The organism is Martelella alba (assembly GCF_005217455.1).
GTDB lineage: Bacteria > Pseudomonadota > Gammaproteobacteria > Enterobacterales > Enterobacteriaceae > Acerihabitans.
In genome coordinates this window covers 214,944-241,139 of the sequence record NZ_SZPQ01000001.1, presented here as the reverse complement: position 1 = coordinate 241,139, position 26,196 = coordinate 214,944, and the positions used below count along the sequence as shown (strand labels likewise).

Here is a 26,196-nt window from a genome sequence, read left to right as displayed (position 1 = left end):
TGGGGCCGACCGTCGCCGCATCAAGGGGCGATGACAAAAAAAACTTAAATTTCCGCTAACCTGGGAAGCGACGGGATGAACACAGAGGGAAAGGGAATCCCTTTTTTGGAATAGGGGAATGTCGACCCGCCTCCGTTACGGCGCCACCGCCATAACCAAGGCGGCGCATGTGCCGGGGACATGGGAACCGTCGCCGGCCGTTCGCCGCAGCCAATAACGACTTCGGTCACACCGGCGAACCGGCCTGGTCGGCCATGGGGGCGATACGCCGCAAATCCCCAGGCATCAGCATGCCCAGCGCCGCGCCCATTAACGCCAGGCCGAACACATACCAGGCGGGCGCCAGCGGCGTCAAGCGCATCAATAACGTCACCGCCAGCGGCGACAATCCGCCGAACACGGCATAAGCGACATTATAGGAAAAGGAAATACCGGTAAAGCGCACCGCGGCCGGAAACGCCCTGACCATGATATAAGGCACGCCGCCCACCACGCCGACGCTGAATCCCGCCAGCGCATAAGCAATGAATAGCCGCAGCGGCGCCCCGGCGCCGGAATGATAGAACCACCAACTGCTTGCCGCCAGCAAAAGACAACCGAAGGTCAGCGTCCTGCCGGCGCCAATGCGATCGATTGCCATCCCCGTGACCATACAGCCCGCCGCGAGGGCGACGGTGGCCAGGCAGTTGGCATCCAGGGACAGCGCCGGCGGCACGCCCGCCTGTTGCTGCAACCACAGGGGCGCCATCAGGATTACCACGACTATCCCGGCGGAAAGCAGCCAGGTCAGCAACATGGAGAGCAGCACGGCCGGCACATGCCGGGTCACGACCCGTTTTAGCGGCAGTTCCTTCGCCAGGGCCTGACGGGTTTTCATTTCCGTGAAGACCGGCGTTTCCTGCAGCCAGCGCCGCAAATACATTGCCGCCAAACCAAAAACGCCGCCCAGCAAAAAAGGAATCCGCCAGCCGCCGCCGGCGATGGCTTGCGGCGATAACAGATTATTGAGCAGCGCGGCCACAAACGATCCAAGCAAAATGCCCGCCGTCAGTCCGGCGGTCAGGGTGCCGCAAGCAAAACCGATACGGCGCAGGGGCACATGTTCGGCCACGAATACCCAGGCGCCGGGAACCTCGCCGCCGATGGCCGCGCCTTGCAGGATCCGTAGCATCAGCAACAGCAGCGGCGCGGCAACGCCCATTACGGCGTAAGTGGGCAATAGCCCCATCAACAGGGTCGGCAACGCCATCAGCAGGATAGACAGGCTGAACATTTTCTTGCGGCCTATCTTGTCGCCGAAATGGGCCAGGATGATACCGCCGAGCGGCCGTGCCAAATAGCCGGCGGCAAAGATGCCGAATGTCTGGACCTGTCTGAGCCACTCGGGCAAGTCCGCCGGGAAGAACAACCGGCCGATAACCGCGGCGAAAAACACGAATATGATGAAGTCATAGAATTCCAAGGCGCCGCCCAGCGCGGCCAGGGACAAGGTTTTGTAGTCCTGGCGGTTCAAGCGGCGTGGTATGTTTTGTTCCATGGTATCAGTCGCCATTTTCCGTCCGGCGGGCGCTTTTTGGCCTGAATGCCGCCACCACGTCGGGATGGGTTTGCAGATACGGTCCCTCCAGCAGTTGGACGCAATAGGGAACGCTGGCGAATACGCCTGTTACCACGGTTTTACCTTGCTCGTCCTTCACCCCTTCCAGTGTTTCCTTGATGGATTTGGGCTGACCGGGAAGGTTAAGGATGAGAGCCTGTTTGCGAATGACCGCGGTTTGCCGGGAAAGAATGGCGGTGGGCACGAAGTGAAGGCTGACCTGACGCATCTGCTCGCCGAACCCCGGCAGTTCGCGATCGGCTACCGCCAGGGTGGCGTCAGGAGTGACATCGCGTCGGGCCGGACCTGTACCGCCGGTGGTCAAGACCAGATGACAGCCCGTTTCATCCACCAGCTCGCACAGTGTTTGCTCAATCAACGCCTGTTCGTCGGGCACAAGACGCTTTTCCAGCGTAAACGGCGACGCCAGGGCGCTTTCCAACCAGCCTTCCAGCGCTGGAATACCCTGATCCTGGTAGATGCCCTGAGAGGCGCGATCGGAGACGGAGACCAGGCCGATACGGCATGTATTCATGATTGTCACCTTGCTGCCTATGGAAGATCTCATGATACCGGCTCGTATGGAAAAGACCAGATAAGGCGCGAAGCAAAGAGACATTTTTCACCAGGCCGGCAAACATGATGATTTGGGTCGCGGTGTCTTTTACTACGGAACATAAGGCCGTTCGGCGCTTGTCAAAACAACACATGGCCTGGCGGCGCCGAGGGACGCTGGCGCCAGATCCAGCAAGGGTTGCGAACGGGATGCCGCGGAACATCCCGTCAGAAGAAAGTCCTGATGAGGGCAAACTGATATCGTTGAGCGTTTTACTGCCAGGACAGATTTTGACGAGCAGCCATTTTCATTCAGGCCATGGAATCCCGGCGTCGGAGACAATCGCTGAATATTTGCCCGACGGGGCCCGCGATGCGAGCCCCCGCTTATGAGGCAAAAACACTGTCTGCCGGTGGATAAGCCCCGTTATGAACCGAGATGGGAAAAGTATCCCACGCTGCGGATTTTACAGCAGGTCTTTGATCATCTTTTCCAGCTTTTCCTGGTCGACGGCGAACTTGCGAATGCCTTCCGCCAGTTTGTCCACGGCCATCGGATCTTGATTGTGCTGCCAGAGGAATTCGGCTTCGGTCATTTTTTCCGGCCGCGCTTTGATTTCGCCGCTGTAGGAAAGCTTGCATTCCAGCGGCCCCTGGCTTTCGGCCAGTTCTTTGAGCAGCGGCGGCGCGATGGTCAGACGATCGCAGCCGGCGAGCTCAATAATTTCACCGATATTGCGGAAGCTGGCGCCCATCACTACCGTCTCATAGCCGTGTTCTTTGTAATAACGGTAGATTTCAGTGACCGACTGCACGCCCGGATCGTCCTGGGGAGCAAATTCCTTTTTATCGCCGTTGGCCTTGTACCAGTCGAGGATGCGGCCGACAAAAGGCGAGATCAGGAAGGCGCCGGCTTCGGCGCAGGCCCGTGCCTGGGCGAAGGAGAACAGCAAGGTCAGATTACAGTTGATGCCGGCCTTTTCCAGTTGCTCCGCCGCCCGGATACCCTGCCAGGTAGACGCCAGTTTGATGAGGATGCGATCATTGCCTATACCGGCGTCGTTATAGAGTTTTATCAGCCGCTTGGCTTTCGCCACGCTGGCTTCGGTATCATAGGAAAGCCGGGCGTCCACTTCCGTGGAGACGCGTCCCGGAACCAGCTTTAGGATTTCCACGCCGATATTGACCGCCAGCTTGTCGGTGGCATATTTGATTTGTTCTTCCGGAGACGGGCTTTGATCACGGGCCCAAGACACCGCCTGATCAATGTATTTGCGGTATTCGGGGATTTGCGCCGCATTCAGGATCAAGGAGGGGTTGGTGGTTGCATCCTGCGGCTGGTACAGTTTGATAGCAGTGATATCACCCGTATCGGCGACAACGGAGGTCATCTTGCGTAGGGCACTTAATTTATCAGTCATGATGAAGTTTCTCGTTTTGAAGGGTGTGCATATCCCATGGCGTTGCACTGCCTTACCCGATAATACCACGCGCAGAGGCCGGCGCAAGGCTCCGGCCGGCGGATTCTCCGGCAAGCGCGGCAACCTGGGACATCGGATCCGTCATGACTGAACTCGTCAACTTCATTAACGATCTGATCTGGAATTCCGTGCTGATCTACCTGCTCGCCGGCGTCGGCGGCTGGTTTACCCTGCGTTCCGGGTTTATCCAGTTTCGCCATTTCCCGCACATCTTTTCCATTTTGAGAGGCTCGGGCCGAAGCGACCGCGCCGGGCTGTCTCCTTTCCAGGCCCTGTGCGTGACCTTGGCGGCGCGCATCGGCAGCGGCAATCTGACCGGTGTGGCGCTCGCATTGACGCTCGGCGGCCCCGGCGCGATTATCTGGATGTGGCTGGCGGCGTTTCTCGGCATGGCCACCGCCTTTGCGGAAAGCACGCTGGCGCAATTATACAAGGCGCGCGATAGCCAGGGGCGCTATCGCGGCGGCCCGGCCTGGTACATGGAAAAGGGCCTGGGGCTGCGCTGGATGGGCGTCTTGTTCACCTGTTTTTTGCTGGTGGGTTATGGCGGCATTTTCAATGCGGTGCAGGCCGGGTCCATCGCGCGGTCCCTGGAAACGACCGTCGGCGCCGCGCCATACCAGATGGGCTTGGCGCTAACGGCGCTGACCGCTCTGGCGATATGCGGCGGAGTGCGCGCCATCGCCCGGCTATCCCAATGGCTGGTGCCGATCGTGGCGCTACTGTATGTCCTGTTGGCGGGATGGGTGGTCTTGCGTCATGTTGATCACCTGGCCGAGGTGGCCGCCCTGGTGTTCGACGATGCGTTCGGCTTACGGCAGGCGGCCTCCGGCGCGTTGGGTTATGGTGTATCACAGGCGATTTTTCTCGGCGTGCAGCGCGGCCTGTTTTCCAATGAGGCCGGCACCGGGTCGGCACCCAACATCGCCGCCGCCGCCGCCCCCTGGCCGCCCCATCCCGCCTCGCAAGGCTATATTCAAATGCTGGCGGTTTTTCTGGATACCATGGTTATTTGCAGCGCCACCGCGGCGATTATCCTGACATCCGGCCTGCCCCGCGCCGGGCAATCCGTGCGCCAGGGTTTCGATCTGATCCAGCAGGCGCTGGCCACGGTCGGCGGCCCCTGGAGCGCCGGGTTTATGACGGCGATAATCTTTGTGTTTTCGTTTACCGCCATTGTCGGTAACTATGCCTACGCCGAAAGCAGCCTGGTTTTTTTCCGTAACCGTGTCCGACTGCTGGTGCCGCTGTTGCGGGCGCTGACACTGGCCATGGTGGCCTATGGCTGTCTGGCGGATTTGCCGATACTCTGGCGGCTGGCGGATATGGCGGTGGGTTTGATGACCTTTACCAACCTTATCGCGTTACTCTTGTTGTCGCGTATCGCGATGATGCTGGCGCGCGATTACAATAGCCAGCGCACCATCGGCAAATTGCCGACCTTTTATGCCGCCAATTTCCCCGCCATCGCCGTTCAATTGTCGCCGGGCGTCTGGGATCGTCCGACGGCGCGGAAATAGGCTTGGATACAGGATTACCTTATGCTCATTGTGATTTCTCCAGCCAAGACGCTGGATTACCAAAGCCCGCTGGCCACCCGGCGCCACAGCCAGCCGGAGTTACTGGATCGGTCACAGGAACTCATGGCGCTGTGCCGCCGGCTATCGCCGGCGCAGATAGCCTCGCTGATGGGTATCAGCGACAAACTGGCCAATATGAACGCCGCGCGGTTCCAAGCCTGGCAGGCCGACTTCACGCCCGATAACGCCCGCCAGGCTATCCTGGCGTTCAAAGGCGATGTCTATACCGGCCTGCGGGCGGACAGCCTCGACGAGCGGGATTTCGATTTCGCCCAATCGCATCTGCGCATCCTTTCCGGTCTCTATGGCATTTTACGGCCGCTGGATCTGATGCAGCCCTACCGGCTGGAAATGGGCATCAAGCTGGCCAACCCCGCCGGCTCTGATTTGTATCGATTCTGGGGCGGCCTTCTGACCGACAAGTTAAACGAGGCCATGGCGGCCCAAGGCGACACGCTTCTGGTCAATCTGGCTTCGGAAGAGTATTTCAAGGCGATCCAGCCGGCGCGCCTGGCGGGCGACATCATTAAGCCGGTTTTTCTCGATGAGAAAAACGGCCGTTTCAAGGTGATCAGTTTCAACGCCAAAAAGGCGCGCGGGATGATGAGCCGCTACATTATCACTGGACGGCTGTCGCGTCCCGAGCAGCTGACAGGCTTTAACGAGGGCGGTTACCGCTTCGATGCGAACGCCTCCAGCGAAACCGAGCTGGTGTTTAAGCGTCCGATGTCGGGATAACCGATTCGTCGAGCCGCATCGCGACCGCTGCTTACCACCGGCGCCTGTGTTCCCGGGCCGGAACCGGCCCTGAACCAGGCGCCGCGCTTAGTCCGGCAGGTCCAGCAAGAAGCGGCGAAGCTGCTGAAAATCGGGCGGCAGCGTCGTCGACAGCAGCGGCAGTTCGGCGCGCAGGGCCAGGGCTTTTGGCAATGGCAGCGTATCGCCCAACACCGCATCCACCGTTTCCTTGAACTTGGCCGGATGGGCGGTGCCAAGGAACAAGCCGAATTCGCCGGATTGCAGCTGATCGCGCAGTAGGCGATAGGCGATGGCGGCATGAGGTTCGGAAACATACCCCAGCCCGGCCAGCTCCCGCATGGTCTGCCGGGTGGTTTCGTCGTCCGCGCTGCCGTAGCCCAGGCTGTCCAGCCGCCAGTTTTTCCGGCGGAACAGCTCTTCCACCCGCGGCCAGTTGTTCGGCTGGCTGACATCCATGGCATTGGACAACGTGGTCACCGTGGGATGGGGTAGCCATTGCCCTCGCTCCAGATAGCGCGGCACGGTATCGTTGGCGTTGGTGGCGGCGATGAACCGTTTGATTGGCAAGCCCAGCGATTTAGCCAGCAGGCCGGCGGTCAAATCGCCGAAATTGCCGGAAGGCACTGACACCACCAGTTGATTGCGGGCGTCCTGCGGCAATTGCGCCACCGCTTCGAAATAATAGCAAATCTGCGCCAGCAGCCGGCTGATATTAATGGAATTGGCGGAATTCAGTCCTAAACGGCGTTTGAGTTCATCGTCGTCGAACGCCTGTTTTACCAGCGCCTGGCAGGCATCGAAATCACTCTCCACGGCCAGGGTATGAACATTGCCGCCCAGCGTACAAAACAGTTTTTCCTGCAAGGGACTGATTTTGCCGCGAGGATAGAGGATAACCACCCGCACATTGCTCAGCCCGTAAAACGCGTGGGCCACCGCGGCGCCGGTATCGCCGGAGGTGGCGGTGAGAATGGTGACCGGTTCGCCCTGGGCCACTTCGGTAAGCATTTGCGCCATAAACCGGCCGCCGAAGTCCTTAAAGGCCAGCGTAGGGCCATGGAACAGCTCCAACGCCGCGATATCCTCGGTTACGCCGACGACCGGAGCCGGAAATTCAAAGGCGGCGCCGACGCGTTTGAGAACCTTTTCCGGCGAAACCTCATCGCCGATGTAGGCCGACAGAATGCGGGCGCTTCGGGCAACCAGATCCAATTCAAGCAGTTCGTCGATTTCCACGGCCGCGAATTCCGGCAATTCCAGCGGAAAAAACAGCCCTTGCTGCCGGCCGAGCCCCTGTTTGATCGCTTGCGCGAAACTGACCTGCTCGTTGTGATCCTTGATATTGTATAGTTTCATGCGTTATTCCATCACTCGCGCGCCGGTGGTATCCAGGCGGCAGATATGAACAAAACCCTCGTCGTTCCGCAGATAGTGTCGCGCCAGCCAGTCGGCCACGCGCTGCGCGGTGTCATCGCGATCGCACACCGCGAACATCGTCGGGCCGGAGCCGGAGATGCCGCAGGCCAGCGCCCCGATCTGGGCCGCCGCCCGACGCGCCTCATCAAACCCCGGCAATAGCCGGGTGCGGTAAGGTTCGGCTATGACGTCTTTCATCAGTTTGGCCGCCAGTGCGGGCTGCTGGGTATGGCTGGCATGAATGAACCCGGCCAGAAAACGGCCGTGGCTAATGCAATCCTGCCGCCGATATTGCGCGGGCAGGATGGCCCGCGCTTCGGCGGTGGAGACTTTGATGCCGGGATAGGCCATGACCCACAGCCATTCGCTAAAACCCGGAACCTGCTGGCTGATGATGCTGTTTTCCTCCAGCATCAATTGGATGCCGCCCAGATAGCAGGGGGCGACGTTGTCGTAATGCACGCTGCCGGAAATTCGCCCCTCCATCTCGCCCATCAGCGTCAGCATCTGATTTTCGTCCAGCGGATAGCCGCAATGGGCGTTAAGCGCCACCAACGCGCCTACCACGGAACAGGCGCTGGAGCCCAACCCTGAGCCGATGGGCATATTTTTTTCCAGCACCATGGCGACCGGAAGGGGTTTATCCAGCGCCTGGCAAAACCGCTGCCAGCATTGATAGACGATATTTTCCCGAGGATCCGCCGGTAGCTTGACGGCGAATCGGCCGGCATTGGTCAGGCTGAATTGCGCCGCGGCCTCCACCGTCACGCAATCGCCCAGCAGGGTGCCGTCCACCGGCGAAACCGCGGCGCCCAACACATCAAAACCGACACTGACATTACCTATCGAGGCCGGCGCATACACCTTAACCATCTTATACTCCCAACTTCCATGACAGCGTACGCAAAAGATCGGCAAAAACGCCGGCGGCGGTCACATCGTTACCGGCGCCGTAACCACGCAACACCAGCGGCAGCGGCTGATAGTAGCGGGTATAAAAGGCCAGGGCGTTTTCACCATCCTTCACCTTATACAAAGGATCATTGCCGTCCACCTCGGCGATACTGACCCGGCAGCGGCCATCTTCGATACTGGCGACGTATCGCAATACCCCGCCCTGATCGCGCGCTTTCGCCACCCTGGCGGCGAAAGCGTCGTCAAGCGTCGGCAACCGGGTGAGAAAATCCTCCAGCTCGCCGCTATCGTCAAAGGATTCAGGCAGTACCGGTTCCACCTCGATATCGGTTAACTCAAGCCGATAACCCGCCTCGCGAGCCAGGATCAACAATTTACGCGCCACATCGGTGCCCGACAAATCGTCTCTGGGATCCGGTTCGGTAAATCCGGCCGCCCGGGCCGCCAGGGTCGCGGCCGATAACGGCATCCCCTCGTCCAGCTTGCCGAAGATAAAAGACAACGACCCGGACAGAATACCGGAAAACCGCACCAGTTCATCCCCGGCGTTCAGGAGATTCTGCAAATTTTCGATAACCGGCAAGCCGGCGCCGACATTGGTGTCGTAGAGGAACTTACGGCGCGATCCCGCCGCCGCCGCCCGCATATGCTGGTAATAATGCATTGAGGCGGTATTGGCCTTTTTATTGGGCGTTACCACATGGAAGCCGTCCGCCAGGAAATCGGCATACTGCTCGGCGATATCCGCGCTGCTGGTACAATCGACGATCACCGGGTTGAGCAGATGGTATTCCTTGACCAGACGAATCAGCCGGCCCAGGTTGAACGGCTCGCGCGCTTCCGCCAGTTCCCGTTGCCAACTGTCCAGCGCGATGCCATGTACGTTGGTGAGCAACGCCCGTGAATTGGCGATACCGCACACCCGCAGGTCGATATGCTTCGCCTTGAGCCATTGATGCTGGCGGCGGATTTGCTCCAGTAAGGCGCCGCCGACCCCGCCGGCGCCTATGACGAATACCTCGATGACTTGATCGGTATTGAACAGCATCTGATGGGCAACGCGCACGCCGGTGGTGGTGCAATCGTTGTTCACCACCACCGAAATGGACCGTTCGGACGATCCCTGGGCGATGGCGATAATATTGATGTTGGCTCGCGCCAGCGCCGCGAACAGTTTGGCCGACAACCCGCGCTGGGTCCGCATGCCATCGCCAATGACCGATATGATCGCCAGGTCGGTCATGATATCCAGGGGCTCCAGCAAACCGTCTTTCAGTTCGAGATAAAATTCGTCCTCAAGGGTCTTACGGGCGCCGTTCAGCTCGTTATGGGGCACGCAAAAACTGATGCTGTACTCTGAGGAGGATTGGGTTATCAGCACCACCGAGCTGCCGGCGCGGGACATGGCGGCGAACACCCGGGCGGCCATACCGATCATCCCCTTCATGCCCGGTCCGGAGACGTTGATCATCGCCATATTATTGAGATGGGTGATGCCTTTTACCGGATGACTACTGTCTGCATCGGTGCCGCCGATAAGCGTGCCGGGCGCCTGGGGATTGTCGGTGTTTTTAATCAGGCACGGAATCTGGAACCGGGCGATAGGGGCGATGGTGCGCGGATGCAACACCTTGGCGCCGAAATAAGACAGCTCCATCGCCTCCTGGTAGGACATGGTTTTCAGCAGACGCGCATCGGGCACCTGGCGCGGATCACAGGTATAAACCCCATCCACGTCGGTCCAGATTTCACAGCAATCGGCGCGCAGACAGGCGGCCAGCACCGCGGCGGAATAGTCCGATCCGTTGCGGCCCAAAACGACCAGTTCGCCTTTGTCATTGCCGGCGGTAAACCCGGCCATCAGGATGACATGATCCGACGGAATGTCGGCATCCTTGATACGACGGGTGGATTCGACGATATCCACGGCGGATTCGAGGTAGCCGCCCTGGGCCGAAAGCTTTTCCACCGGATTGATGACCGTGACGGGATATCCCCGTGCCTTAAAAACGGCCTCCATGATGGCGATGGACAATTTTTCGCCCCGGCAGATAATGGCGGCGTTGATGCCGTCGGGACAGTGTTTGAGCAGTGCGATCCCATGCAATAATTGTTTGAGCTGGGAAAACTCCTGATCCACCAGCAAACGCAGCCCGGCATAATCGAATCCCGGCTGGGCGCGGGACAAACCGAGGAGGAGATCGGCGAAAATCTGTTCGGCGTCGCTCATGACCGGCTGAATATCTTTATTGCCGAGCGTGCGCTCTATCATGGAAACCAGGTAGTTGGTGATTTTCGCCGGCGCGGACAGCACGGTGGCCACCTGTCCCTGCCCCGCATTACTTTCAATAATATCGGCGACGCGTAGAAAGCGCTCCGCGTTGGCGACCGACGTACCACCGAACTTTAGGACTCGCATGGGTTTTCCTTTTGCTGAATTTAGGCTTAAAAAAAAGCCCGCACTGTCAAGGTGCGGGCTTTTTTCTGTTTATCGGTATGCGTCAGCCCGCACCGCTACTAGGAGTACCGGTGGTGGTAATAATAATGGTGTGCTGGCCGACGAAAAGCATGTTTAACGTATCGCTGTTTTTTTCCAATGGCTATTGGTTAAAGCAAATGGGTATGAAAGTCAATGTTATTTTTTGGCTGACTATTTTTTAAACCATTTAAAAACCCATATATTTCGTTACATTAACAGGGTTAATCAATTAAAAAATCCGCAGGCTACCGCAATACCAGTCTTTTAATCTGTCATGGATGATTTTGAAGGCAGCATTGGCTAAGCGCATTTTCTGCGCCGAAAGGCCGCACGCGTTTGCCACGGGTAACCCGGTCGCCGGTCGCCGTAATGTCACCCGCCAGATATGAGACACAGTGTCGCGACACGGCGGCGATGGGCATTGTCGCCGGCATTCGCGGTCCAAGGCCATTGCCGGAAACAGGTCACAGAAAATTAACACGGCCGGATTGCGCCGCAAACGGCAAAATGCCCCCTCGGACCCTGTAAGACGCCGAACGGTCCAATAATCGGATTGGCCTTAAGTTTGTATTAAAATTCATTAAGTTATTAATCAACCATTCAAATTTTTCCGCTTTTTTTCACCGGCCTTGATAAATTGCGCTGAATCGAGGATAGTTTGGCGCTGAATGCGATAAAATATGCTGGTATATAAGGGAATTGCTCTTTGCGTGCCTTAGGGCTGCCTTTAATTTGATATATGTCAGCAAAATGAAATTTTCTTGAGTGTTAAATTCGGTTAGCGCTGTTATAGTGTTGTTAATAAGGGTAAGCTGTAGGGCATTTGAGCTTGAGAAAGGCGGCCCTGAATAATGTCAGTGGTGCCAAGGTTATCCATAAGCACCTGGAGCGCATTTAGGTACTTGAGCCTCATGGGCTGGGGGAAAGGCATAGTCCCCCGCGGTACGGCAGATGACTGCGGCTTTTGTACTTCCTCTTTCAATTAGTTGGTAATTTTAGGTAGCAAACATGCAGACCCCGCACATTCTTATCGTTGAAGACGAGTCAGTCACCCGCAATACCCTCAAAAGTATTTTCGAAGCCGAGGGCTACATGGTTCATGAAGCCATCGACGGCGCAGAGATGCACCAGATCCTGTCGGAAAACGACATTAATCTGGTCATCATGGATATCAACCTGCCGGGTAAAAATGGCTTACTGCTGGCCCGAGAATTACGTGAACATGCGAGTGTCGCGCTGATGTTTCTCACCGGCCGCGATAATGAAGTGGACAAAATCCTTGGTTTGGAGATCGGCGCCGACGATTACATCACCAAGCCGTTCAATCCGCGCGAGTTGACCATTCGCGCCCGTAATTTGCTGTCTCGCACCATGAACCTCGGCAGCGGCGGCGAAGAACGCAAGCTGGTGGAAAGCTACAAATTCAACGGCTGGGAGTTGGATATCAACAGCCGTTCGCTGCTCAGCCCCGCCGGCGAACAATATAAGCTGCCGCGCAGCGAGTTTCGCGCCATGCTGCATTTTTGCGAAAATCCGGGCAAAATCCAGTCGCGCGCCGAGTTGCTGAAGAAAATGACCGGACGCGAACTGAAAGCCCATGACCGCACCGTGGATGTCACCATCCGGCGCATACGCAAACATTTCGAATCCACGCCGGATACGCCGGAAATCATCGCCACCATCCATGGCGAAGGCTATCGCTTCTGCGGCGATCTGGAAGAATAATCACGGTCCGGCGGGAGCTTTCTCGCCGGATTTCATCAGTGGTTTTCAGGCCAGGGCATAATCGGTACCGCGCTCAACGCGTTCTTCGGCGAGCCTTCCACCAACCGATCTGAATAGGACAGGTAAACCAATGCGTTGCGTTTCTTATCGTAAAAACGGACCACTTGCAGCCGTTTGAACACCAGCGATGTGCGTTTTTGAAATACGACGCTGCCGTCACTCCCGCTGTTTTTGACTTTGTCCGTCAAAACGATAGGCCCCACCTGATGACAGGAAATCGCCGCGTCGGCGGTATCTTCCGCCAAGCCGAGGCCGCCTTTAATGCCGCCGGTTTTCGCCCGGCTGAGGTAGCAGGTAACGTTGGCGATATCCGGGTCGTCGAACGCTTCCACGACAATTTTATGATCCGGGCCGATAAGCTTAAAGACTGTGTCAACCGAACCGATTTCCTCGGCGTGGGCGATTCCCGTGCCCAGCACCCCAATAAATAGCAGCAAAACGGTATGCTTTCTCATAGATTATGGCTTCTTTTTTTGTTGAAATTACGGCTAAAGTACCCCTCCTGTCGACAGGCGCGATAGCCGCTTATCCCCGATATGCTCCGCGCCGGCCCCGCGGCCGGCGGCGCCCTCTCTCCCCGGCCGTAACCCCTGGGATTGATTGGGAAACAGCCGGTTTCTCATTAAGGCCCGCCGTAGGCGGGCCTCATTCGCTTGCGGCGAATTTTTCACTTTTTGCCGTCGCGATGCCACGCGTATTGTTTTGGGTATGCATTCATCACAATAATAAGCTAATAAATCTTTGGCGATCTACATGTGGAAAAATTGGTATTATGCGTCAGATTTTGAATATTGATGCTCTACGGCAAAATCCGACAGTTGCATCGCGGCGGCCAGTCGGGGATGTCTTCATCGGGAGCGCAGGTAAACCGCCGGCGCAGGTATCCAAAGAGGCAACGTAAAGCATGACGAGTACACCACTAATGGATTTCAGGCCGCGGCGCCATGGCGGCCAAGCGAATCTCCGGATGCACGGATGGCTTTATGACCGGGATGCGCGAGGGCAAATTTGCGCAAGCAGAATTTGAGCGCGACTTGTCGCGGTTCCGTCAGGGGCAAGGCCCGACGATGGGCCGGATATCGCTGACAACGCTGCGGCTTGAACACGCAAGGCTTATAAACGCTTTTTGAGGATGATCTATGGATCAAGCCGGTATCATTCGTGATCTGTTAAGTTGGTTGGAAGGACATCTGGACCAGCCCCTGTCCCTGGACAATGTCGCCGCCAAGGCAGGTTATTCCAAGTGGCATTTGCAGCGAATGTTCAAGGAAGTGACAAGCCATGCCATCGGCGCCTATATCCGGGCGCGCAGGCTATCTAAAGCGGCGGTGGCGTTGCGCCTTACCGGTCGGCCGATACTGGATATCGCCCTGCAATATCGTTTTGATTCGCAGCAGACTTTTACCCGGGCATTTAAAAAACAATTCAACCAGACGCCGGCGCTGTATCGCCGTTCGGAAGAGTGGGATTCCACCGGTATTCGGCCGCCGATACGGCTGGGAAAATGGGACATGCCCCTTCCCCGGTATATTACCCTGCCCTCCATGCATCTGGTGGGAACCACCCAGAGCTATTCCTGTACGCTGGAGCAAATCAGCTCTTTTCGCTTTGAAATGCGGGTTCATTTCTGGCGCCAGTATCTTGGGGAAGCCAAGCGCATTCCCCCTGTTCTCTACGGCCTGAGCTACACGCAACCCAGCAATGAGAAGGACGACGAACAGGAAGTGTTTTATACCACCGCGATCGAACCCCGCAATGTGCCGGATAACATCGAAGGAGGCCAACCGGTGGAACTGGAGGGCGGCGACTATGCGCAGTTCATCTACGATGGGCCGCCAGACGGCCTGCAAAGCTTTATTTTGTCGCTCTACGGCACCAGTCTGCCGACGCTGAATATGACCCGCCGCAAAGGGCACGATATCGAGCGGTTCTTTCCTGAAGAGAAAGTGCAAAAAGAGGGGGCGCCGAATGGATCGATACCCCAGATTATCCGCTGCGAATATCTGATCCCGGTGCGGCGTTAACGCTGTAATTCATCCAACGCGGGCCTGTCCAAGTGAGAGATATCGCCCGCGGTTTCCACCACCCATCCCGGCGCCAGCCATGGGCTTTGCTGGAAATCCATCCGCGAGAGCGAGCAATTGCGCAACCGCAGCCGCCGTTCGGCATAAGGCGGTAAACCCAGCACGGTGCTGATAAGGCAGCCCAACGCCATACCGTGGCTGACCAGCAAGGGAACGCTGCCCGCCGGTAATTGCCGGCAATCGTCCAATACCGCGTGCATACGCCGCGACAGCTCGGTCATGGATTCGCCCCCAGGGATTCGTCCATCTGGGGTACCGTCCACCAATTGCTTTCGCCAACCTTCTTCCTCCGTCGTCAGCGTATCAATATCGCGCCTCTCCAGCACCCCCATATCCAGCTCGCGCAGGCGGGCATCCAACGCGACATCACAGCCGCAGGCCCGCGCGATTATCCCGGCGGTATGTCGTGTACGACCGAGATCGCTGCTGATAACATGGGTGACGCCAAGGGCCTTGGCGCGCTCGGCAACCTGTAGCGCCTGGCATTCGCCATTGGCGGTTAACGCGCTGTCGGACTGTCCCTGAATACGACGCAGGGCATTCCATTCTGTTTCGCCATGGCGAACAAGATAAACCTGTAACATGGTGGTTTTCCGTTATACTGCATGAAATTGTTCGGAGTGATAAAAAAAAATGTATCTCATCGCGGCCGCAACCACCAATCCGGCTAAAATCGACGCCATCCTCCAGGCCTTTATCGACACGTTCGGCCCGGACAGCTGCCGAGTGGACGGCATTGTAGTGGACAGCGGCGTGCCGCCCCAGCCCATAGGCAATGCCGAAACACGCCTCGGCGCGCGCAATCGGGCGGCCGCCGCCCGTCAAGCCTGTCCCGAGGCGGATTTCTGGGTCGGTGTCGAGGCTGGTATTGAAGATAATATGACCTTCGCCTGGATGGTGATTGAAAATGCGCAAATCAGGGGTGAATCGCGCTCTGCAGGTTTAATATTACCAGAAAGTCTATTACAGGGAATCACCGCCGGGCGAGAATTGGGCCAGGAAATGGCGCGATTGACCGGTATTGAGGATATCAAGCGCCGTGGCGGCGCCATCGGCGTGTTCACCCACGGACTGCTGACCCGCAGCAGCGTTTATTACCAGGCGCTGGTCCTGGCGCTGGCGCCTTTCCATAACAACATTTATCACCGCCGCTAGGACGCGGGGGCATTGAGCAATTGGTGCCGCAACCAGTCGATAAGCGCCGGCGACGCCGCCTTGAGGCTGTTGGAGCCGCGGGTGATGGTGGCGATGCCGGTGCCAAGTTCATTTTTCACTTCCCGCTGACTCATCTCCCCGGCCAGCAATGCCCGGACGATACGCACCCGCATACCGAGCGCCTCCCGTTCATCGGCGGTAAGCATCAATTGCAGCAAGGGAATGTGCAGATTGTCGGTGAAAGCCTGTCCCAGCAACGCGGCGAAGTACTGCCAGTCCTCATCGCGTCCTTTGGGTCCGCCGGTCTCGGTGTGCGCTGTATCCGTCATAATTAACCGCCATACTCGTTAACGAGTACAGCAGTCTACCTTATTTTTCGCCGATTCAATAGCGCCGCAACCACTCGGCGTCGGTCAGCACCTTGGCCGGCTGGCGCAGGAAATAGCGATAAAATGCATCGTAAGCCAGGACATTTTTGACATAAGCGCGGGTTTCGGCAAAAGGCATGCTTTCAATGAACGCCACCGCGTCGATGCGTCCGGCGCTATTGTCCAACCAGGCGGTAACCCGTCCGGGCCCGGCATTGTATGCGGCGCTGGAGAGAATGCGATTGCGGCCAAACATCTGATAGACATATTCCAGATATTGCGTGCCAAGCTGAATGTTCATTTGCGGATCCAACAGTTGAACCGGATTCATGTAAGCGGCGATATTGAACATTTGCGCGGTATGTCTGGCGGTGGTCGGCATCAGTTGCATCAAGCCGGCGGCGCCGACCGGCGATTGCGCCTTGGGATTCCAGGCGCTTTCCTGGCGGGCGATGGCCATGGCGTAACTCTGGTTGATGCCCTTGCCTTCGGTGTCCCGGCGGAATTCGTCGGCCCAGGCCAGCGGGAAACGCTCCTGGAGATGGTCCCAGAGCTTACCGATAATGGTGGCCTGGACACTCATATCCGGCCACTGCTGTTGCAGGGCATAACGGGCCAGGCCCTCCTGTTGCGGGCGGCTCAGGCTGGCCACCAGCCCGTCCCATTCCCGGCGGGCGAGATTATCCATCTGCCAGTACATCAACTCGCGTACCCGGGCGATTTCCGGCCGCTGCAACAATGCCGGGTCCGGCGCCTCCGCGGGCGCCACATTGATCATATATTTCACGCCCAGTTTTTGCGCCGCCACCATCGGGTAAAATCCCCGTTCCTGCATTAACGCGCGCAGGATAGGCTCCCCCTCGTCCCGCCGCCCCTGATTAAGCAGCAGTACCGCGCGCCAATAGCGCCATTCGTCCTTTTGCTGCGCCGCTTCCGGCAGGCGGGCCAGCCAGACGGCCACGTCCTTCATGTCGCCCTGCCCCAGCGACATGCGGATACGGCGCTCCAGCAGCGCGGTGGAATGCCCGCTCAGAATGACATTGTCCCGCCAGGCGGCTTGCTCCGGCGTGACATTGGCGCCCATCAATTGCCAGGCGACCCTCTCCTGCATCACCTGTTGCTGATCCGGGCTCATTTTCTGTAACCTGGCCAAGACCGGCAGCATGGCGCGGGCGTTTTCCACATCGCTGCGCGCCAGGCGGGCGAAGGCGATAAGCGTAGCCTGGCGAGTCAAATCGGTGGGACCGACACTGCGGGCGAAACCTTCCAGTGTCGCGGGATTGTCCTGCAACGCCGCCAACGCGCTGCCCATGGTCTGGTATTCCAGGGGTAATTGTTTGGACAGATAATTGACCAGGCCGGTGTTATCCTCCTGCATGGCCAACCGCATGCGCTCAAGGGTGGCCAGCGGCCCGCGTTCTCCCGCCTCATCCCAGGCGCCGAACAGCTTATTGCAACTGTCCGGCAGGGAATGCCCGTTCAGCCAGATTTCCTTGGCGCCGTCCCAGGCCGTTTGCGCATCGCCGGTGGCCCATTTGGCGTAATAGTAATTGCAGCGGGCGGCGATCGGCTTGGGCGGCTGGGGACTGAATGCCAGCAGGCTCTGCCAATCCTGACGCCTGGCCAGTTCGTTGACAAATCGGGACGACAGCGATTGCGCCGGCGGCAGGGTGGGATTAGCGGCGATGAATGCCTGAACATCGCCCATACTCGCCTGCGACAAATCCTGCGATAGCGCCCGATATTGCAGATAGGGGTAGAGAGGGTAGTTACGCAGGGTCGGCATGAGCTGCGTCACCACATCCATCTGATTATTGTCCCATGCCTGTTTAATCTGCATATAACGCTGACGTTGCGCGTCAATGGAATCCGCCCTGGCGAAACCCACACTGGCCAACAGGCATATCCCCACGCCGAAATATCGCCATCCGTCCACTTTGAACATCAATTTTTTTCCTCAACGTAAGTCTTGTTTCCGTCCGAAAACGGATGCCGGTCCGACCGGCCGGGCGTAAAACCCGTCTCTTGTCACCATGCTAGCTAAGCGGCCCGGTCTATGCCAGCGGCGACGGCGTAAATCCATGTTATTTACTTTTCCGGTGATAACGCCCTTATGGTCGTTCCTGTCCGGATGCTGACGCGGCAACGGCTGGGATCGCTCGCCGAAACCCGATACACTGCGTCGTCGACATGCCCGCCCGCCGACGCCGAGATCAGCTTTTTTCTCAGGGCCGGTGACATAACCATTACTCAGACCTCGGGATGATGGTTTTGACGTCGCGGGCCGCCGCTGCAATTGCCCGGGTCTGGCGACGCTGGAAATAAACGTTGGTGATAGAGGTTGCGGTGACCACCACGATCTCGATAATGACCGCCGCCTGGCTCCAGTCGATGTAATTAAACCAGTCCATGATTTTCCCTAGCGCGATCAGCAGGCCGGATGACGAATACGCCCCGGCCGTCGATATTTTTTCAGGCATTTTCATACTCCGACCTCCTCGATGTTCCGAGGTCCATGGTGATGAGAGGATCAGCCCCGATGCCGTAGGCGCGGGATCATTTATCTGTTCGTCAGATTTGGCAACGAGGCCGAAAGGGAGAAGCCACCTGATGGCAGCTAAAATAAAGTGGGTTCTATACCCATAAAAACATCGACACTCTATTTAATTATAGGTATTATACCCACATCAAGACAAGATAAGGTCACGATGGAAAGCGCTAAGTTAATCAAACTCTTGATGGATGATGGATGGATAGCAAGGAAACAAAAAGCCGCCAGCCACATCACACTTGAAAAGGAAGGGGTAAGGGAAATCATCACCATCCCGCATCCCAGAAAAGAAACCTCAAAAGGAATTTTACGACAAGTTAAGAAAATTTCAGGATTGAAGGTTATTTAACTCACGGGGCGGCGCAAGCTGCCCTTAATCGCGCTTTCCATCCTCAAATAAATAGTCAAGCGAGGTATTTATGATCTATCCAGTTTTCATTTTCGGCACTGCAAGCGGCGAATATGACGGTTATTTTCCCGATATCCCCGGCTGTTTTTTTGCCGGTGACACATTGGAAGATGCCGTCCGTGATGCCGAAAAGGCATTCAGTGTCCACGCCGAAGCGCTGACAGAGCGTGGCGAACACGTTCCCGCGCCTGCCGATCCCTCAGCCTACATTCACGATGAGCGCCTGGCTGAGGATGACGGTTTCTTGGGCTTCGTTGAGTTGGATCCGACAAAGTACGAAACCAAAGCCGTCAAGTTTAACCTTACTATGCCCGGCAATCTTATCACGGCCATTGACCGCTATATCAAAACAAACGGGCATTACAAAAACCGCTCGGCGTTTCTTGCGGATCTGGCTCGAAAAGAAATAGCCAGAGGGTGATTAGCATGGCCCCTATCTGGGGCCGCTCTTAAGCTTGCGGCGGAGTCCTTGCGATTTCTACTTTAGTCTGCTGGAAACGCTCTTCTTCCAGCTCAACCCCTATTGCGCTGCGCCGGAGTTCCAAAGCGGCTTTTATTGTGCTGCCGGACCCCATGAAAAAATCGGCCACTGTGTCGCCGGACCGGCTGCTGGTCTGGATGATATGGCGCATCATTACCGCCGATTTCTCGCATGGATGTTTGCCGGGGTAATGCCGGACCGGCGGGAATGTCCATACATCGGTATACGGAACCTCGGCATTAACGGCGAACGGCCGGCGCAATCGCGGGTACTGCTGGCGCAACTCGTCATATTCCACCACCAGCCCGGCATAGGTTTTGCTCAGGGCGTCATATTGTTCGACCAATCCTGAGTGCCGGCCCACCAGCAGACTATCAATACCGGCGGCAGCGGCCTTTTCAGCGAACAGCTTTCGCAACGCAGCGTACTGCGCCAGGTTCGGCAACGGCCATTGGCTCTCGGAAAACCCATGCGAGCACATCTGCGTGCCAGTGGCGACATTGATTTCAGCCGCCGACACGCCTAGCAGCGCACGCGCGTCGCGAAAATAGTCAATTAGGGGCTTGAATACCTGCGCTTTCAATTCTCGGCATTGGGTTGCGTAGCCAATCGCGCCCTTGGCGACCCCCTCAGAGCCATCATGTCCAGCGAACAAGATCCGCTCAGTGGCTGGAAAGTAGGTTCTCAGGTCTTCTTTGCGCATTCGCCGCCAGGGGCCTGAAGGTTTTGCCCGGATAATATGATTCAGTACATCAAAACGCTGGCGTACCAGCAATTCGGTGTCCGCTGCCAACCGTGATCCGAAAAACAGGTACAGGCTACCCACCGGTTTCAGCACGCGCCAGAATCATCAGCGCCAACCGGACTGAGTTATTATCGTCTCATACATACAGAAAACAGGATCCAGGTAAACATGCCGGGAGAGTCAGTCTGACGGACACGCTTTGCTGATGGTGGCGGCAAGAAATTCCATAACGACAGCAGCCGAGGGATCGCGTCTTAACTCCGGATAAGCGACCAGCCAGATATCTCTGACAGGTGGGCGCGAATTGACGGCCAGTTTTACCAGGGAACTGTCAGCATCTCCCATAAAGCAGGGTAAGGTGACAAGACCCAGGCCGCTTCTGGCGGCCTGTTGCTGTGCCATCAGATCGCTGGCCCTGAATATTACACGCCTTCCTTCCAGCAGTGATTCCAGCCAGTTTTGCTGCGTAATATGTTCAAGAGAGCGCTCATAAGCTATGAATACCCAGTCTTCAGGCGGGGTTTCCCGCCAGGAACGGGAAGCATAAAGGCCAAAATGCATTGTACCAATCCGGCGGATCAGCAAACCGGGGTCATCGGGTCTCGTCAGGCGTACCGCTATATCCGCTTCACCCTTACTCAGCTGAGCATGATGTGAGACGCCTGCCAACGAGAGCGCGATGTCAGGATGGCTTTGCGTAAAACCTGCTATGGCAGGCGCAATCAGCTGTGCGGCCACAGCGGGAGATGCACTGATCCTGATACTAAACGCAGGTGAAGTTGATAACGATTTTGCCCGTATATGAATCCGGTCTGCGATCCTGTTCATTTCATTCGCTACCGAGGCAATCACTTTTCCCTGTTCAGTCAGGCGGGTTTGCCGGGGTAAACGTTCGGTAAGGCGAAGTCCGAGCGAAGTTTCCAGCGCCGTTATACGGCGGCTTACCGTTGCGTGATCCACATTAAGTTCTTTAGCCGCGGCCGACATGGACCCTTTACGCGCCAGCGCGAGAAAACAATTTAAATCCTGCCAGTCCATTCATTCCCACCTTGTGCATATCCGCACATGCATAGCGCTTTTATACCCGTATTTTTCTGCATGTAAACGACTTTATAATTTTTCTCACTTAACAGTGAGGACAGGATATGCCAACCGCAATCATTATCAGCCAGCCAGGTGGACCCGAAGTACTCCACGCCACTGAAATAGAAATCAAAGCCCCCAGCCCTGATGAAGTTCAGATCCGGCATGAAGTGATAGGCGTTAACTTTGTTGATATTTACTATCGATCAGGCCTTTATCCCCTGCACTCTTCGCCAGCTATACCCGGCTTTGAGGGGAGCGGCACAGTAACGGCAATCGGGCATAACGTCCGGGGCTTTGCTCCGGGTGACAGGGTTGCCTATACCGGCAACCCGATGGGAGCCTATGCCGAAATAAGGAATATCCCGGCCAGTCGCCTTGTTAGCATTCCCCAGAGTATCGATATAAGAACCGCCGGAAGCTCTATGTTACGCGGACTTACCGCACATATGCTTCTTCATAAAGTGAGAAATGTCAGAGAGGGCGACTGGATTCTGGTACATTCTGCTGCCGGGGGACTTGGCCAGATTGTTACGCGCTGGGCAACAATGAAAGGCGCACGCGTCATCGGCACAACGGGCTCTGCCGATAAAGTTAAAATTGCGCAGGCAGCAGGGGCGAAAGAGGTTCTCCTTCATACCGACGCCGCATGGGCGGATAAGGCACGTGAAATTTCTGATGGTCGTGGCGTACATCTTGCCATTGATGGGATCGGCGGAACCCTGCTCTCCGCAACGCTCGGCGTGGTACGCCCATTTGGCACGGTGGCAAGTCTGGGCCAACCGGCTGGTCCCATTCCTCCGGTCCGCGTTGAAGAACTGGGGTTCGCCCGCTCAATCGCACTGATGAGGCCAAGCTCCATGGCTTATGCTGATGACGCAGAACTTTACGCGCAGGGAGCGAGAGATCTTATATCGGCCCTTCAGAACGGACTTATAAACCCTGTCGGGGCACAATATCCTCTGACTCATGCCGTTGAGGCGCACGCAGACCTTGAAGCTGGCCGCACCACAGGAAGCGTGATATTGACTGTTTAGCACAGGATGTGATCAGAAATTGAAAACACCGCCTCTGTGATTTTTACCGCCCCATTTCACGAGTTTCATTTTTAAGCGCCGAAGAGGTATCAAATACTGATACCTCTTCGGACCAGTACACTAAACTGCCAGCACGGGTCTACAGGCTTTAATACCCTTTCCAAAACAGATGCCGGCGTTAATAGGGTCGTTCAACTGCTTGAATCGGCCAAAGCCGCGCTGAAACGGCAGCAAGCCATGACAGGTTTTCGTCCATTGAAAATGGTCTCTGTTTTGCTGCGGGAACATGGCATAACGCGGAAAGATCCATGAACGTTGGTTTTTGCCCCAGCCATTAATGCCAAGGGAACAGGCGCCGGTGACCGCTATACGCCTACATCCATTGGTGATAGCTGGGATCGAACCGTAAAACGGGCTAAACTGCGCCATCGGAATGCCTATCAATCCCGACATGCTTATGCATGTCGGCTCTTGTCGACCGGGGCTAACCCGGTATTCATCGCAAACCAGATGGGCCATGCCAGCGCGCAGAGGGTATTCAATGTATATGGCGGCTGGATACCCGATCAGAATACCGAACAGCTCACTTTATTAAATGCTAAACTCGGAAAAAATGCCCCATACATGCCCCACAAACAAAGTGGGACATAGATAAACCCAGACAGCAAGAGGCTTATAACAACGTGGCTCAATACGTCTATACCATGCATCGCGTCGGAAAAATCGTGCCGCCGAAACGCCATATTCTGAAAAATATCTCTTTGAGTTTCTTCCCCGGCGCCAAAATCGGCGTGCTCGGATTGAACGGCGCAGGCAAATCTACCCTGCTGCGGATCATGGCGGGTATCGATACCGATATCGAAGGGGAAGCGCGGCCTCAGCCCGGCATCAAAATCGGTTATTTGCCCCAGGAGCCGCGCCTGGATACCGAGAAAACCGTGCGGGAAGAAATCGAGGCGGCCGTAAAGGATGTCAAAGACGCCTTGAGCCGGCTGGATCAGGTCTATGCCGCTTACGCCGAACCGGATGCGGATTTCGATAAACTGGCAAAAGAACAAGGCGAGCTGGAAGCCGTCATTCAGGCCCAAGACGGCCATAATCTGGATAACCAGTTGGAACGGGCCGCCGATGCGCTGCGCCTGCCGCCGTGGGACGCCAAAATCGGCGCCCTTTCCGGTGGCGAGCGCCGCCGTGTCGCCATCTGCCGCCTGTTACTGGAAAAACCGGATATGCTGCTGCTGGACGAACCCACCAACCATCTCGATGCCGAGTCGGTGGCCTGGTTGGAACGCTTCCTGCACGATTATGAAGGAACGGTGGTGGCCATCACCCACGACCGCTATTTCCTGGATAATGTCGCCGGGTGGATTCTGGAGCTGGACCGGGGCGAGGGCATTCCCTGGGAAGGAAATTATTCATCCTGGCTGGAACAAAAAGATCAACGCCTGGCGCAGGAAGCCTCGGCAGAGGCCGCACGGCGTAAATCCATCGAGAAAGAGCTGGAATGGGTGCGCTCCAACGCCAAAGGTCGTCAGTCCAAGGGCAAGGCCCGCCTGGCCCGTTTTGAAGAACTCAACAGCGTTGAATATCAGAAACGCAACGAAACCAGTGAACTTTTCATTCCGCCCGGACCGCGGCTGGGAGACAAAGTGCTGGATGTCGCCGGTCTGCGCAAGGCCTATGGCGATCGGGTGCTGATCGACGATTTGTCGTTTTCCCTTCCCAAGGGGGCCATTGTCGGTATTATCGGTCCCAACGGCGCCGGCAAATCCACCCTGTTTAAAATCCTCTCCGGCAAAGAGCGGCCGGACAGCGGCACCGTTACCCTGGGCGAGACCGTGCAATTGGCGTCGGTGGACCAGTTCCGCGACAGTATGGATAATGGCAAGACCGTTTGGGAGGAAGTTTCCGGCGGCCAGGATATTATGCGGATCGGGAATGTCGAGTTGCCAAGCCGGGCCTATGTCGGCCGGTTCAATTTCAAGGGCGTGGATCAGGGCAAGCGCATCGGCGAATTATCGGGCGGCGAGCGGGGTCGCGTACACCTGGCCAAGCTATTGCAGGTGGGCGGCAACATGCTGCTGCTGGATGAACCCACCAACGATCTGGATGTGGAAACCCTGCGCGCGCTGGAAAACGCCTTGCTGGAGTTCCCCGGCTGCGCCATGGTCATTTCCCATGACCGCTGGTTTCTGGACCGTATCGCCACCCACATCATTGATTATCAGGACGAGGGTAACATCGAATTTTTCGAGGGTAATTTTACCGAGTACGAAGAATACAAAAAACGGACCCTCGGCGCGGACGCCTTGCAGCCCCACCGCATCAAATACAAAAAGATGGCCTGATGATTCCCGCCAGGGGACGGCATTTATGCCGTCCCCTCTTCCCCCGCCGTCCAACGCCGGCGACGCGATCAGTCCTGCCCCAAAAGGCTGCGCACCAATTCAATGCATTTCAGAAAACGCTGGTCGTAGTCGGGCGCATCGATACGCACATAGGGGATGTTGTTGGCTTCGAGCATCGTCTCCAATAATTGCTGAAAAGCCTGGCGTTCCGAAGGGTTACCCAGGCTGCGCAGGCCGTCCGCCACCCAGGGGGTGTTGTTTTTCAGCAGAATCACTAAATCGAAGCGGTACTCGTCGATCATCGCCTGCACGAACGGATGCTCCCGGCCATGGTAGCGTTTGCAAAACGCCTGGGTCGTCACAAAATCGGTATCGATAAACGCCACTTTATTGGCGTATTTCACCGCGAAGTCGATATATTGCGCCTGTCCAAGGGCGATTTTATCGTAGTCGGAATACTGCAACGCCATTTCGTCGCCGCCCAGATGGGAAAATACATATTCGCGGCCATATTCCCAGGCGCTGCTGGTATTGAAGATGTTGGCCAGCTTGTTGACCATGGTGGATTTGCCGCTCGATTCGCCGCCTATCAACGCGACGGTCCGCACAAAGAACGGCTTGACCTCGGTGGGAATATATTCCCAATAGCGGAACGGATCCTGACGTATCTGCTCGCCGCTAATGGACATAAATGAACGGTTAGGATCAACCAGCACCGTTTCGATGCCCAGGTGCTCAGGGTATTGATCCGCATCCCGCGCCTCGCTGGTATACACCATTCCCGGTTCAATGCCTTTTTCCGCCATAAAAGCCCTGATGCCCCGGCTCCAGACATCCCAGCCATGGGGATACGGCTCCATGCCTTGTTCGTTGAAAGCGTGGATATGGATATTTTTCTGATACTTGAACGTTTGCAAAAGCCAGCGCAACCGATCGCTTAGCGTCGGCTGTTGCGACATGGCGCTGTCCTCGAACAGCCGCCGATCGCGCGACTCATCGAACCCCAGGATCACGTGCAGCTCATCCACCTGGCTGCTGGCGCGCTGGATAAGGTAGATATGCCCGGTATGCAGTGGATAGAACTTGCCGAACACCACGCCGATTTTCTTGACGCGCCGCGGGAACTCCAGCCCGAGAAAGCGATGGATCGCCTCAAGTTTGCGGGCGCTGGGGCTTTGTATTTTGGCGTTGAGCAACTGGCTGAGATAGCCCTTGGTAACGCCGCATCCCTCCGCGACCTGCTGCAATGTGCATCCTTGCTGTTTAATCGCACTCTTGAGGTAATCGAATGACGACATAAACCTCTCTCTCATAACCCTGTTTCATGGCGGGACGGGACCTGCCGGCCCCAAAGGCCCGGCCCCGCCG

The 26,196-nt window shown here is 56.9% G+C and carries 24 protein-coding genes and 1 other annotated feature; of the genes, 9 read left to right on the top strand and 15 right to left on the bottom strand.

Annotated elements, in window-relative coordinates:
- Window positions 1–226 precede the first annotated feature (226 nt).
- From FCN80_RS01250 to tal, 3 genes are all read right to left on the bottom strand, one after another.
- Entirely contained in the window at window positions 227–1,552 is a 1,326-nt protein-coding gene (locus FCN80_RS01250; RefSeq protein WP_230492419.1) for an MFS transporter, read from the bottom strand.
- Complete coding sequence (gene mog, locus FCN80_RS01245; RefSeq protein ID WP_136988011.1) at window positions 1,542–2,132, bottom strand: molybdopterin adenylyltransferase; 591 nt, start codon at window positions 2,130–2,132, stop codon at window positions 1,542–1,544. Before mog ends, FCN80_RS01250 begins: the two co-directional genes overlap by 11 nt.
- A 487-nt stretch (window positions 2,133–2,619) precedes the next feature.
- Window positions 2,620–3,573, bottom strand: coding sequence for a transaldolase (gene tal, locus FCN80_RS01240; RefSeq protein ID WP_136988009.1), 954 nt, complete (start codon window positions 3,571–3,573; stop codon window positions 2,620–2,622).
- Window positions 3,574–3,716: 143 nt separating this feature from the next.
- Between tal and FCN80_RS01235 the strand changes: the two genes are divergently transcribed.
- Window positions 3,717–5,153, top strand: coding sequence for an alanine/glycine:cation symporter family protein (locus FCN80_RS01235; RefSeq protein WP_136988008.1), 1,437 nt, complete (start codon window positions 3,717–3,719; stop codon window positions 5,151–5,153).
- Window positions 5,154–5,174: 21 nt separating this feature from the next.
- Window positions 5,175–5,951 carry a peroxide stress protein YaaA gene (gene yaaA, locus FCN80_RS01230; protein ID WP_136988006.1) on the top strand — a complete coding sequence of 259 codons (777 nt, stop codon included), beginning with the start codon at window positions 5,175–5,177 and terminating at the stop codon, window positions 5,949–5,951.
- 87 nt (window positions 5,952–6,038) lie between these two features.
- On the opposite strand, the gene thrC is transcribed toward yaaA, so the two are convergent.
- The 3 genes from thrC to thrA are packed head-to-tail and all read right to left on the bottom strand — an operon-like array spanning window position 6,039 to window position 10,722.
- Window positions 6,039–7,328 carry a threonine synthase gene (gene thrC / locus FCN80_RS01225; RefSeq protein ID WP_136988004.1) on the bottom strand — a complete coding sequence of 430 codons (1,290 nt, stop codon included), beginning with the start codon at window positions 7,326–7,328 and terminating at the stop codon, window positions 6,039–6,041.
- Window positions 7,329–7,331: 3 nt separating this feature from the next.
- A complete protein-coding gene (gene thrB, locus FCN80_RS01220) occupies window positions 7,332–8,261 on the bottom strand; it encodes a homoserine kinase (protein ID WP_136988003.1) in 930 nt (309 codons plus the stop codon).
- 1 nt (window position 8,262) lies between these two features.
- Complete coding sequence (thrA, locus tag FCN80_RS01215; RefSeq protein ID WP_136988001.1) at window positions 8,263–10,722, bottom strand: bifunctional aspartate kinase/homoserine dehydrogenase I; 2,460 nt, start codon at window positions 10,720–10,722, stop codon at window positions 8,263–8,265.
- 27 nt (window positions 10,723–10,749) lie between these two features.
- Window positions 10,750–10,866, bottom strand: a sequence feature (Thr leader region).
- 924 nt (window positions 10,867–11,790) lie between these two features.
- Here thrA and arcA point away from each other — a divergent pair.
- Window positions 11,791–12,507: a two-component system response regulator ArcA gene (arcA, locus tag FCN80_RS01210; RefSeq protein WP_136987999.1), complete on the top strand. Its 717-nt coding sequence runs from the start codon at window positions 11,791–11,793 to the stop codon at window positions 12,505–12,507.
- Window positions 12,508–12,542: 35 nt separating this feature from the next.
- Here arcA and creA read toward each other — a convergent pair whose 3' ends face one another.
- On the bottom strand, window positions 12,543–13,022 hold the full coding sequence (creA, locus tag FCN80_RS01205) for a protein CreA (protein WP_136987997.1): 480 nt from the start codon (window positions 13,020–13,022) through the stop codon (window positions 12,543–12,545).
- A gap of 684 nt (window positions 13,023–13,706) precedes the next feature.
- Here creA and robA point away from each other — a divergent pair.
- On the top strand, window positions 13,707–14,591 hold the full coding sequence (gene robA / locus FCN80_RS01200; RefSeq protein ID WP_136987996.1) for an MDR efflux pump AcrAB transcriptional activator RobA: 885 nt from the start codon (window positions 13,707–13,709) through the stop codon (window positions 14,589–14,591).
- Here the strand turns inward: robA and gpmB are convergent.
- Entirely contained in the window at window positions 14,588–15,235 is a 648-nt protein-coding gene (gpmB, locus tag FCN80_RS01195; protein ID WP_136987994.1) for a 2,3-diphosphoglycerate-dependent phosphoglycerate mutase GpmB, read from the bottom strand. The two genes, robA and gpmB, sit on opposite strands and share 4 nt — an antisense overlap.
- A gap of 49 nt (window positions 15,236–15,284) precedes the next feature.
- Between gpmB and yjjX the strand changes: the two genes are divergently transcribed.
- Entirely contained in the window at window positions 15,285–15,806 is a 522-nt protein-coding gene (gene yjjX / locus FCN80_RS01190) for an inosine/xanthosine triphosphatase (protein WP_136987993.1), read from the top strand.
- Here yjjX and trpR read toward each other — a convergent pair.
- The 3 genes from trpR to FCN80_RS01175 all read right to left on the bottom strand — a co-directional run bounded on the left by trpR (window position 15,803) and on the right by FCN80_RS01175 (window position 18,660).
- Window positions 15,803–16,135: a trp operon repressor gene (gene trpR / locus FCN80_RS01185; protein ID WP_136987991.1), complete on the bottom strand. Its 333-nt coding sequence runs from the start codon at window positions 16,133–16,135 to the stop codon at window positions 15,803–15,805. The two genes, yjjX and trpR, sit on opposite strands and share 4 nt — an antisense overlap.
- A 55-nt stretch (window positions 16,136–16,190) precedes the next feature.
- On the bottom strand, window positions 16,191–18,119 hold the full coding sequence (sltY, locus tag FCN80_RS01180) for a murein transglycosylase (RefSeq protein ID WP_136987989.1): 1,929 nt from the start codon (window positions 18,117–18,119) through the stop codon (window positions 16,191–16,193).
- A gap of 301 nt (window positions 18,120–18,420) precedes the next feature.
- Window positions 18,421–18,660 carry a phage holin gene (locus tag FCN80_RS01175; RefSeq protein WP_136987987.1) on the bottom strand — a complete coding sequence of 80 codons (240 nt, stop codon included), beginning with the start codon at window positions 18,658–18,660 and terminating at the stop codon, window positions 18,421–18,423.
- A gap of 222 nt (window positions 18,661–18,882) precedes the next feature.
- Between FCN80_RS01175 and FCN80_RS01170 the strand changes: the two genes are divergently transcribed.
- Both FCN80_RS01170 and FCN80_RS01165 read left to right on the top strand, forming a co-directional pair.
- A complete protein-coding gene (locus FCN80_RS01170; RefSeq protein WP_136987985.1) occupies window positions 18,883–19,074 on the top strand; it encodes a type II toxin-antitoxin system HicA family toxin in 192 nt (63 codons plus the stop codon).
- A 70-nt stretch (window positions 19,075–19,144) separates the two neighbouring features.
- The gene (locus tag FCN80_RS01165; RefSeq protein ID WP_136987983.1) at window positions 19,145–19,555 is read left to right on the top strand and encodes a type II toxin-antitoxin system HicB family antitoxin; all 411 of its coding nucleotides are present in this window, start codon (window positions 19,145–19,147) and stop codon (window positions 19,553–19,555) included.
- Window positions 19,556–19,583: 28 nt separating this feature from the next.
- On the opposite strand, the gene FCN80_RS01160 is transcribed toward FCN80_RS01165, so the two are convergent.
- Together FCN80_RS01160 and FCN80_RS01155 are read right to left on the bottom strand one after the other, a co-directional pair.
- Window positions 19,584–20,453 carry a DNA methyltransferase gene (locus FCN80_RS01160; RefSeq protein WP_136987981.1) on the bottom strand — a complete coding sequence of 290 codons (870 nt, stop codon included), beginning with the start codon at window positions 20,451–20,453 and terminating at the stop codon, window positions 19,584–19,586.
- An 87-nt stretch (window positions 20,454–20,540) separates the two neighbouring features.
- Window positions 20,541–21,398, bottom strand: coding sequence for a LysR family transcriptional regulator (locus tag FCN80_RS01155; RefSeq protein ID WP_136987979.1), 858 nt, complete (start codon window positions 21,396–21,398; stop codon window positions 20,541–20,543).
- 107 nt (window positions 21,399–21,505) lie between these two features.
- On the opposite strand from FCN80_RS01155, the gene FCN80_RS01150 reads away from it, so the two are divergent.
- On the top strand, window positions 21,506–22,480 hold the full coding sequence (locus FCN80_RS01150) for a quinone oxidoreductase family protein (RefSeq protein ID WP_136987978.1): 975 nt from the start codon (window positions 21,506–21,508) through the stop codon (window positions 22,478–22,480).
- A 120-nt stretch (window positions 22,481–22,600) separates the two neighbouring features.
- Here FCN80_RS01150 and FCN80_RS26370 read toward each other — a convergent pair whose 3' ends face one another.
- Window positions 22,601–22,909 carry a hypothetical protein gene (locus tag FCN80_RS26370; protein WP_170975290.1) on the bottom strand — a complete coding sequence of 103 codons (309 nt, stop codon included), beginning with the start codon at window positions 22,907–22,909 and terminating at the stop codon, window positions 22,601–22,603.
- Between the two features lie 254 nt (window positions 22,910–23,163).
- Here FCN80_RS26370 and ettA point away from each other — a divergent pair, with 254 nt between their 5' ends.
- Entirely contained in the window at window positions 23,164–24,828 is a 1,665-nt protein-coding gene (gene ettA / locus FCN80_RS01140) for an energy-dependent translational throttle protein EttA (RefSeq protein WP_136987977.1), read from the top strand.
- A 68-nt stretch (window positions 24,829–24,896) separates the two neighbouring features.
- On the opposite strand, the gene nadR is transcribed toward ettA, so the two are convergent.
- On the bottom strand, window positions 24,897–26,126 hold the full coding sequence (gene nadR, locus FCN80_RS01135; RefSeq protein ID WP_136987976.1) for a multifunctional transcriptional regulator/nicotinamide-nucleotide adenylyltransferase/ribosylnicotinamide kinase NadR: 1,230 nt from the start codon (window positions 26,124–26,126) through the stop codon (window positions 24,897–24,899).
- Between the last annotated feature and the right edge of the window lie 70 nt (window positions 26,127–26,196).

Bases quoted from the DNA above. Each gene is read 5' to 3' on its own strand.
- FCN80_RS01250 (WP_230492419.1), bottom strand. From the start codon at position 1,552: ATGGCGACTGATACCATGGAACAAAACATACCACGCCGCTTGAACCGC.
- mog (WP_136988011.1), bottom strand. From the start codon at position 2,132: ATGAATACATGCCGTATCGGCCTGGTCTCCGTCTCCGATCGCGCCTCT.
- tal (WP_136988009.1), bottom strand. From the start codon at position 3,573: ATGACTGATAAATTAAGTGCCCTACGCAAGATGACCTCCGTTGTCGCC.
- FCN80_RS01235 (WP_136988008.1), top strand. From the start codon at position 3,717: ATGACTGAACTCGTCAACTTCATTAACGATCTGATCTGGAATTCCGTG.
- yaaA (WP_136988006.1), top strand. From the start codon at position 5,175: ATGCTCATTGTGATTTCTCCAGCCAAGACGCTGGATTACCAAAGCCCG.
- thrC (WP_136988004.1), bottom strand. From the start codon at position 7,328: ATGAAACTATACAATATCAAGGATCACAACGAGCAGGTCAGTTTCGCG.
- thrB (WP_136988003.1), bottom strand. From the start codon at position 8,261: ATGGTTAAGGTGTATGCGCCGGCCTCGATAGGTAATGTCAGTGTCGGT.
- thrA (WP_136988001.1), bottom strand. From the start codon at position 10,722: ATGCGAGTCCTAAAGTTCGGTGGTACGTCGGTCGCCAACGCGGAGCGC.
- arcA (WP_136987999.1), top strand. From the start codon at position 11,791: ATGCAGACCCCGCACATTCTTATCGTTGAAGACGAGTCAGTCACCCGC.
- creA (WP_136987997.1), bottom strand. From the start codon at position 13,022: ATGAGAAAGCATACCGTTTTGCTGCTATTTATTGGGGTGCTGGGCACG.
- robA (WP_136987996.1), top strand. From the start codon at position 13,707: ATGGATCAAGCCGGTATCATTCGTGATCTGTTAAGTTGGTTGGAAGGA.
- gpmB (WP_136987994.1), bottom strand. From the start codon at position 15,235: ATGTTACAGGTTTATCTTGTTCGCCATGGCGAAACAGAATGGAATGCC.
- yjjX (WP_136987993.1), top strand. From the start codon at position 15,285: ATGTATCTCATCGCGGCCGCAACCACCAATCCGGCTAAAATCGACGCC.
- trpR (WP_136987991.1), bottom strand. From the start codon at position 16,135: ATGACGGATACAGCGCACACCGAGACCGGCGGACCCAAAGGACGCGAT.
- sltY (WP_136987989.1), bottom strand. From the start codon at position 18,119: ATGTTCAAAGTGGACGGATGGCGATATTTCGGCGTGGGGATATGCCTG.
- FCN80_RS01175 (WP_136987987.1), bottom strand. From the start codon at position 18,660: ATGAAAATGCCTGAAAAAATATCGACGGCCGGGGCGTATTCGTCATCC.
- FCN80_RS01170 (WP_136987985.1), top strand. From the start codon at position 18,883: ATGGAAAGCGCTAAGTTAATCAAACTCTTGATGGATGATGGATGGATA.
- FCN80_RS01165 (WP_136987983.1), top strand. From the start codon at position 19,145: ATGATCTATCCAGTTTTCATTTTCGGCACTGCAAGCGGCGAATATGAC.
- FCN80_RS01155 (WP_136987979.1), bottom strand. From the start codon at position 21,398: ATGGACTGGCAGGATTTAAATTGTTTTCTCGCGCTGGCGCGTAAAGGG.
- FCN80_RS01150 (WP_136987978.1), top strand. From the start codon at position 21,506: ATGCCAACCGCAATCATTATCAGCCAGCCAGGTGGACCCGAAGTACTC.
- FCN80_RS26370 (WP_170975290.1), bottom strand. From the start codon at position 22,909: ATGGCGCAGTTTAGCCCGTTTTACGGTTCGATCCCAGCTATCACCAAT.
- nadR (WP_136987976.1), bottom strand. From the start codon at position 26,126: ATGTCGTCATTCGATTACCTCAAGAGTGCGATTAAACAGCAAGGATGC.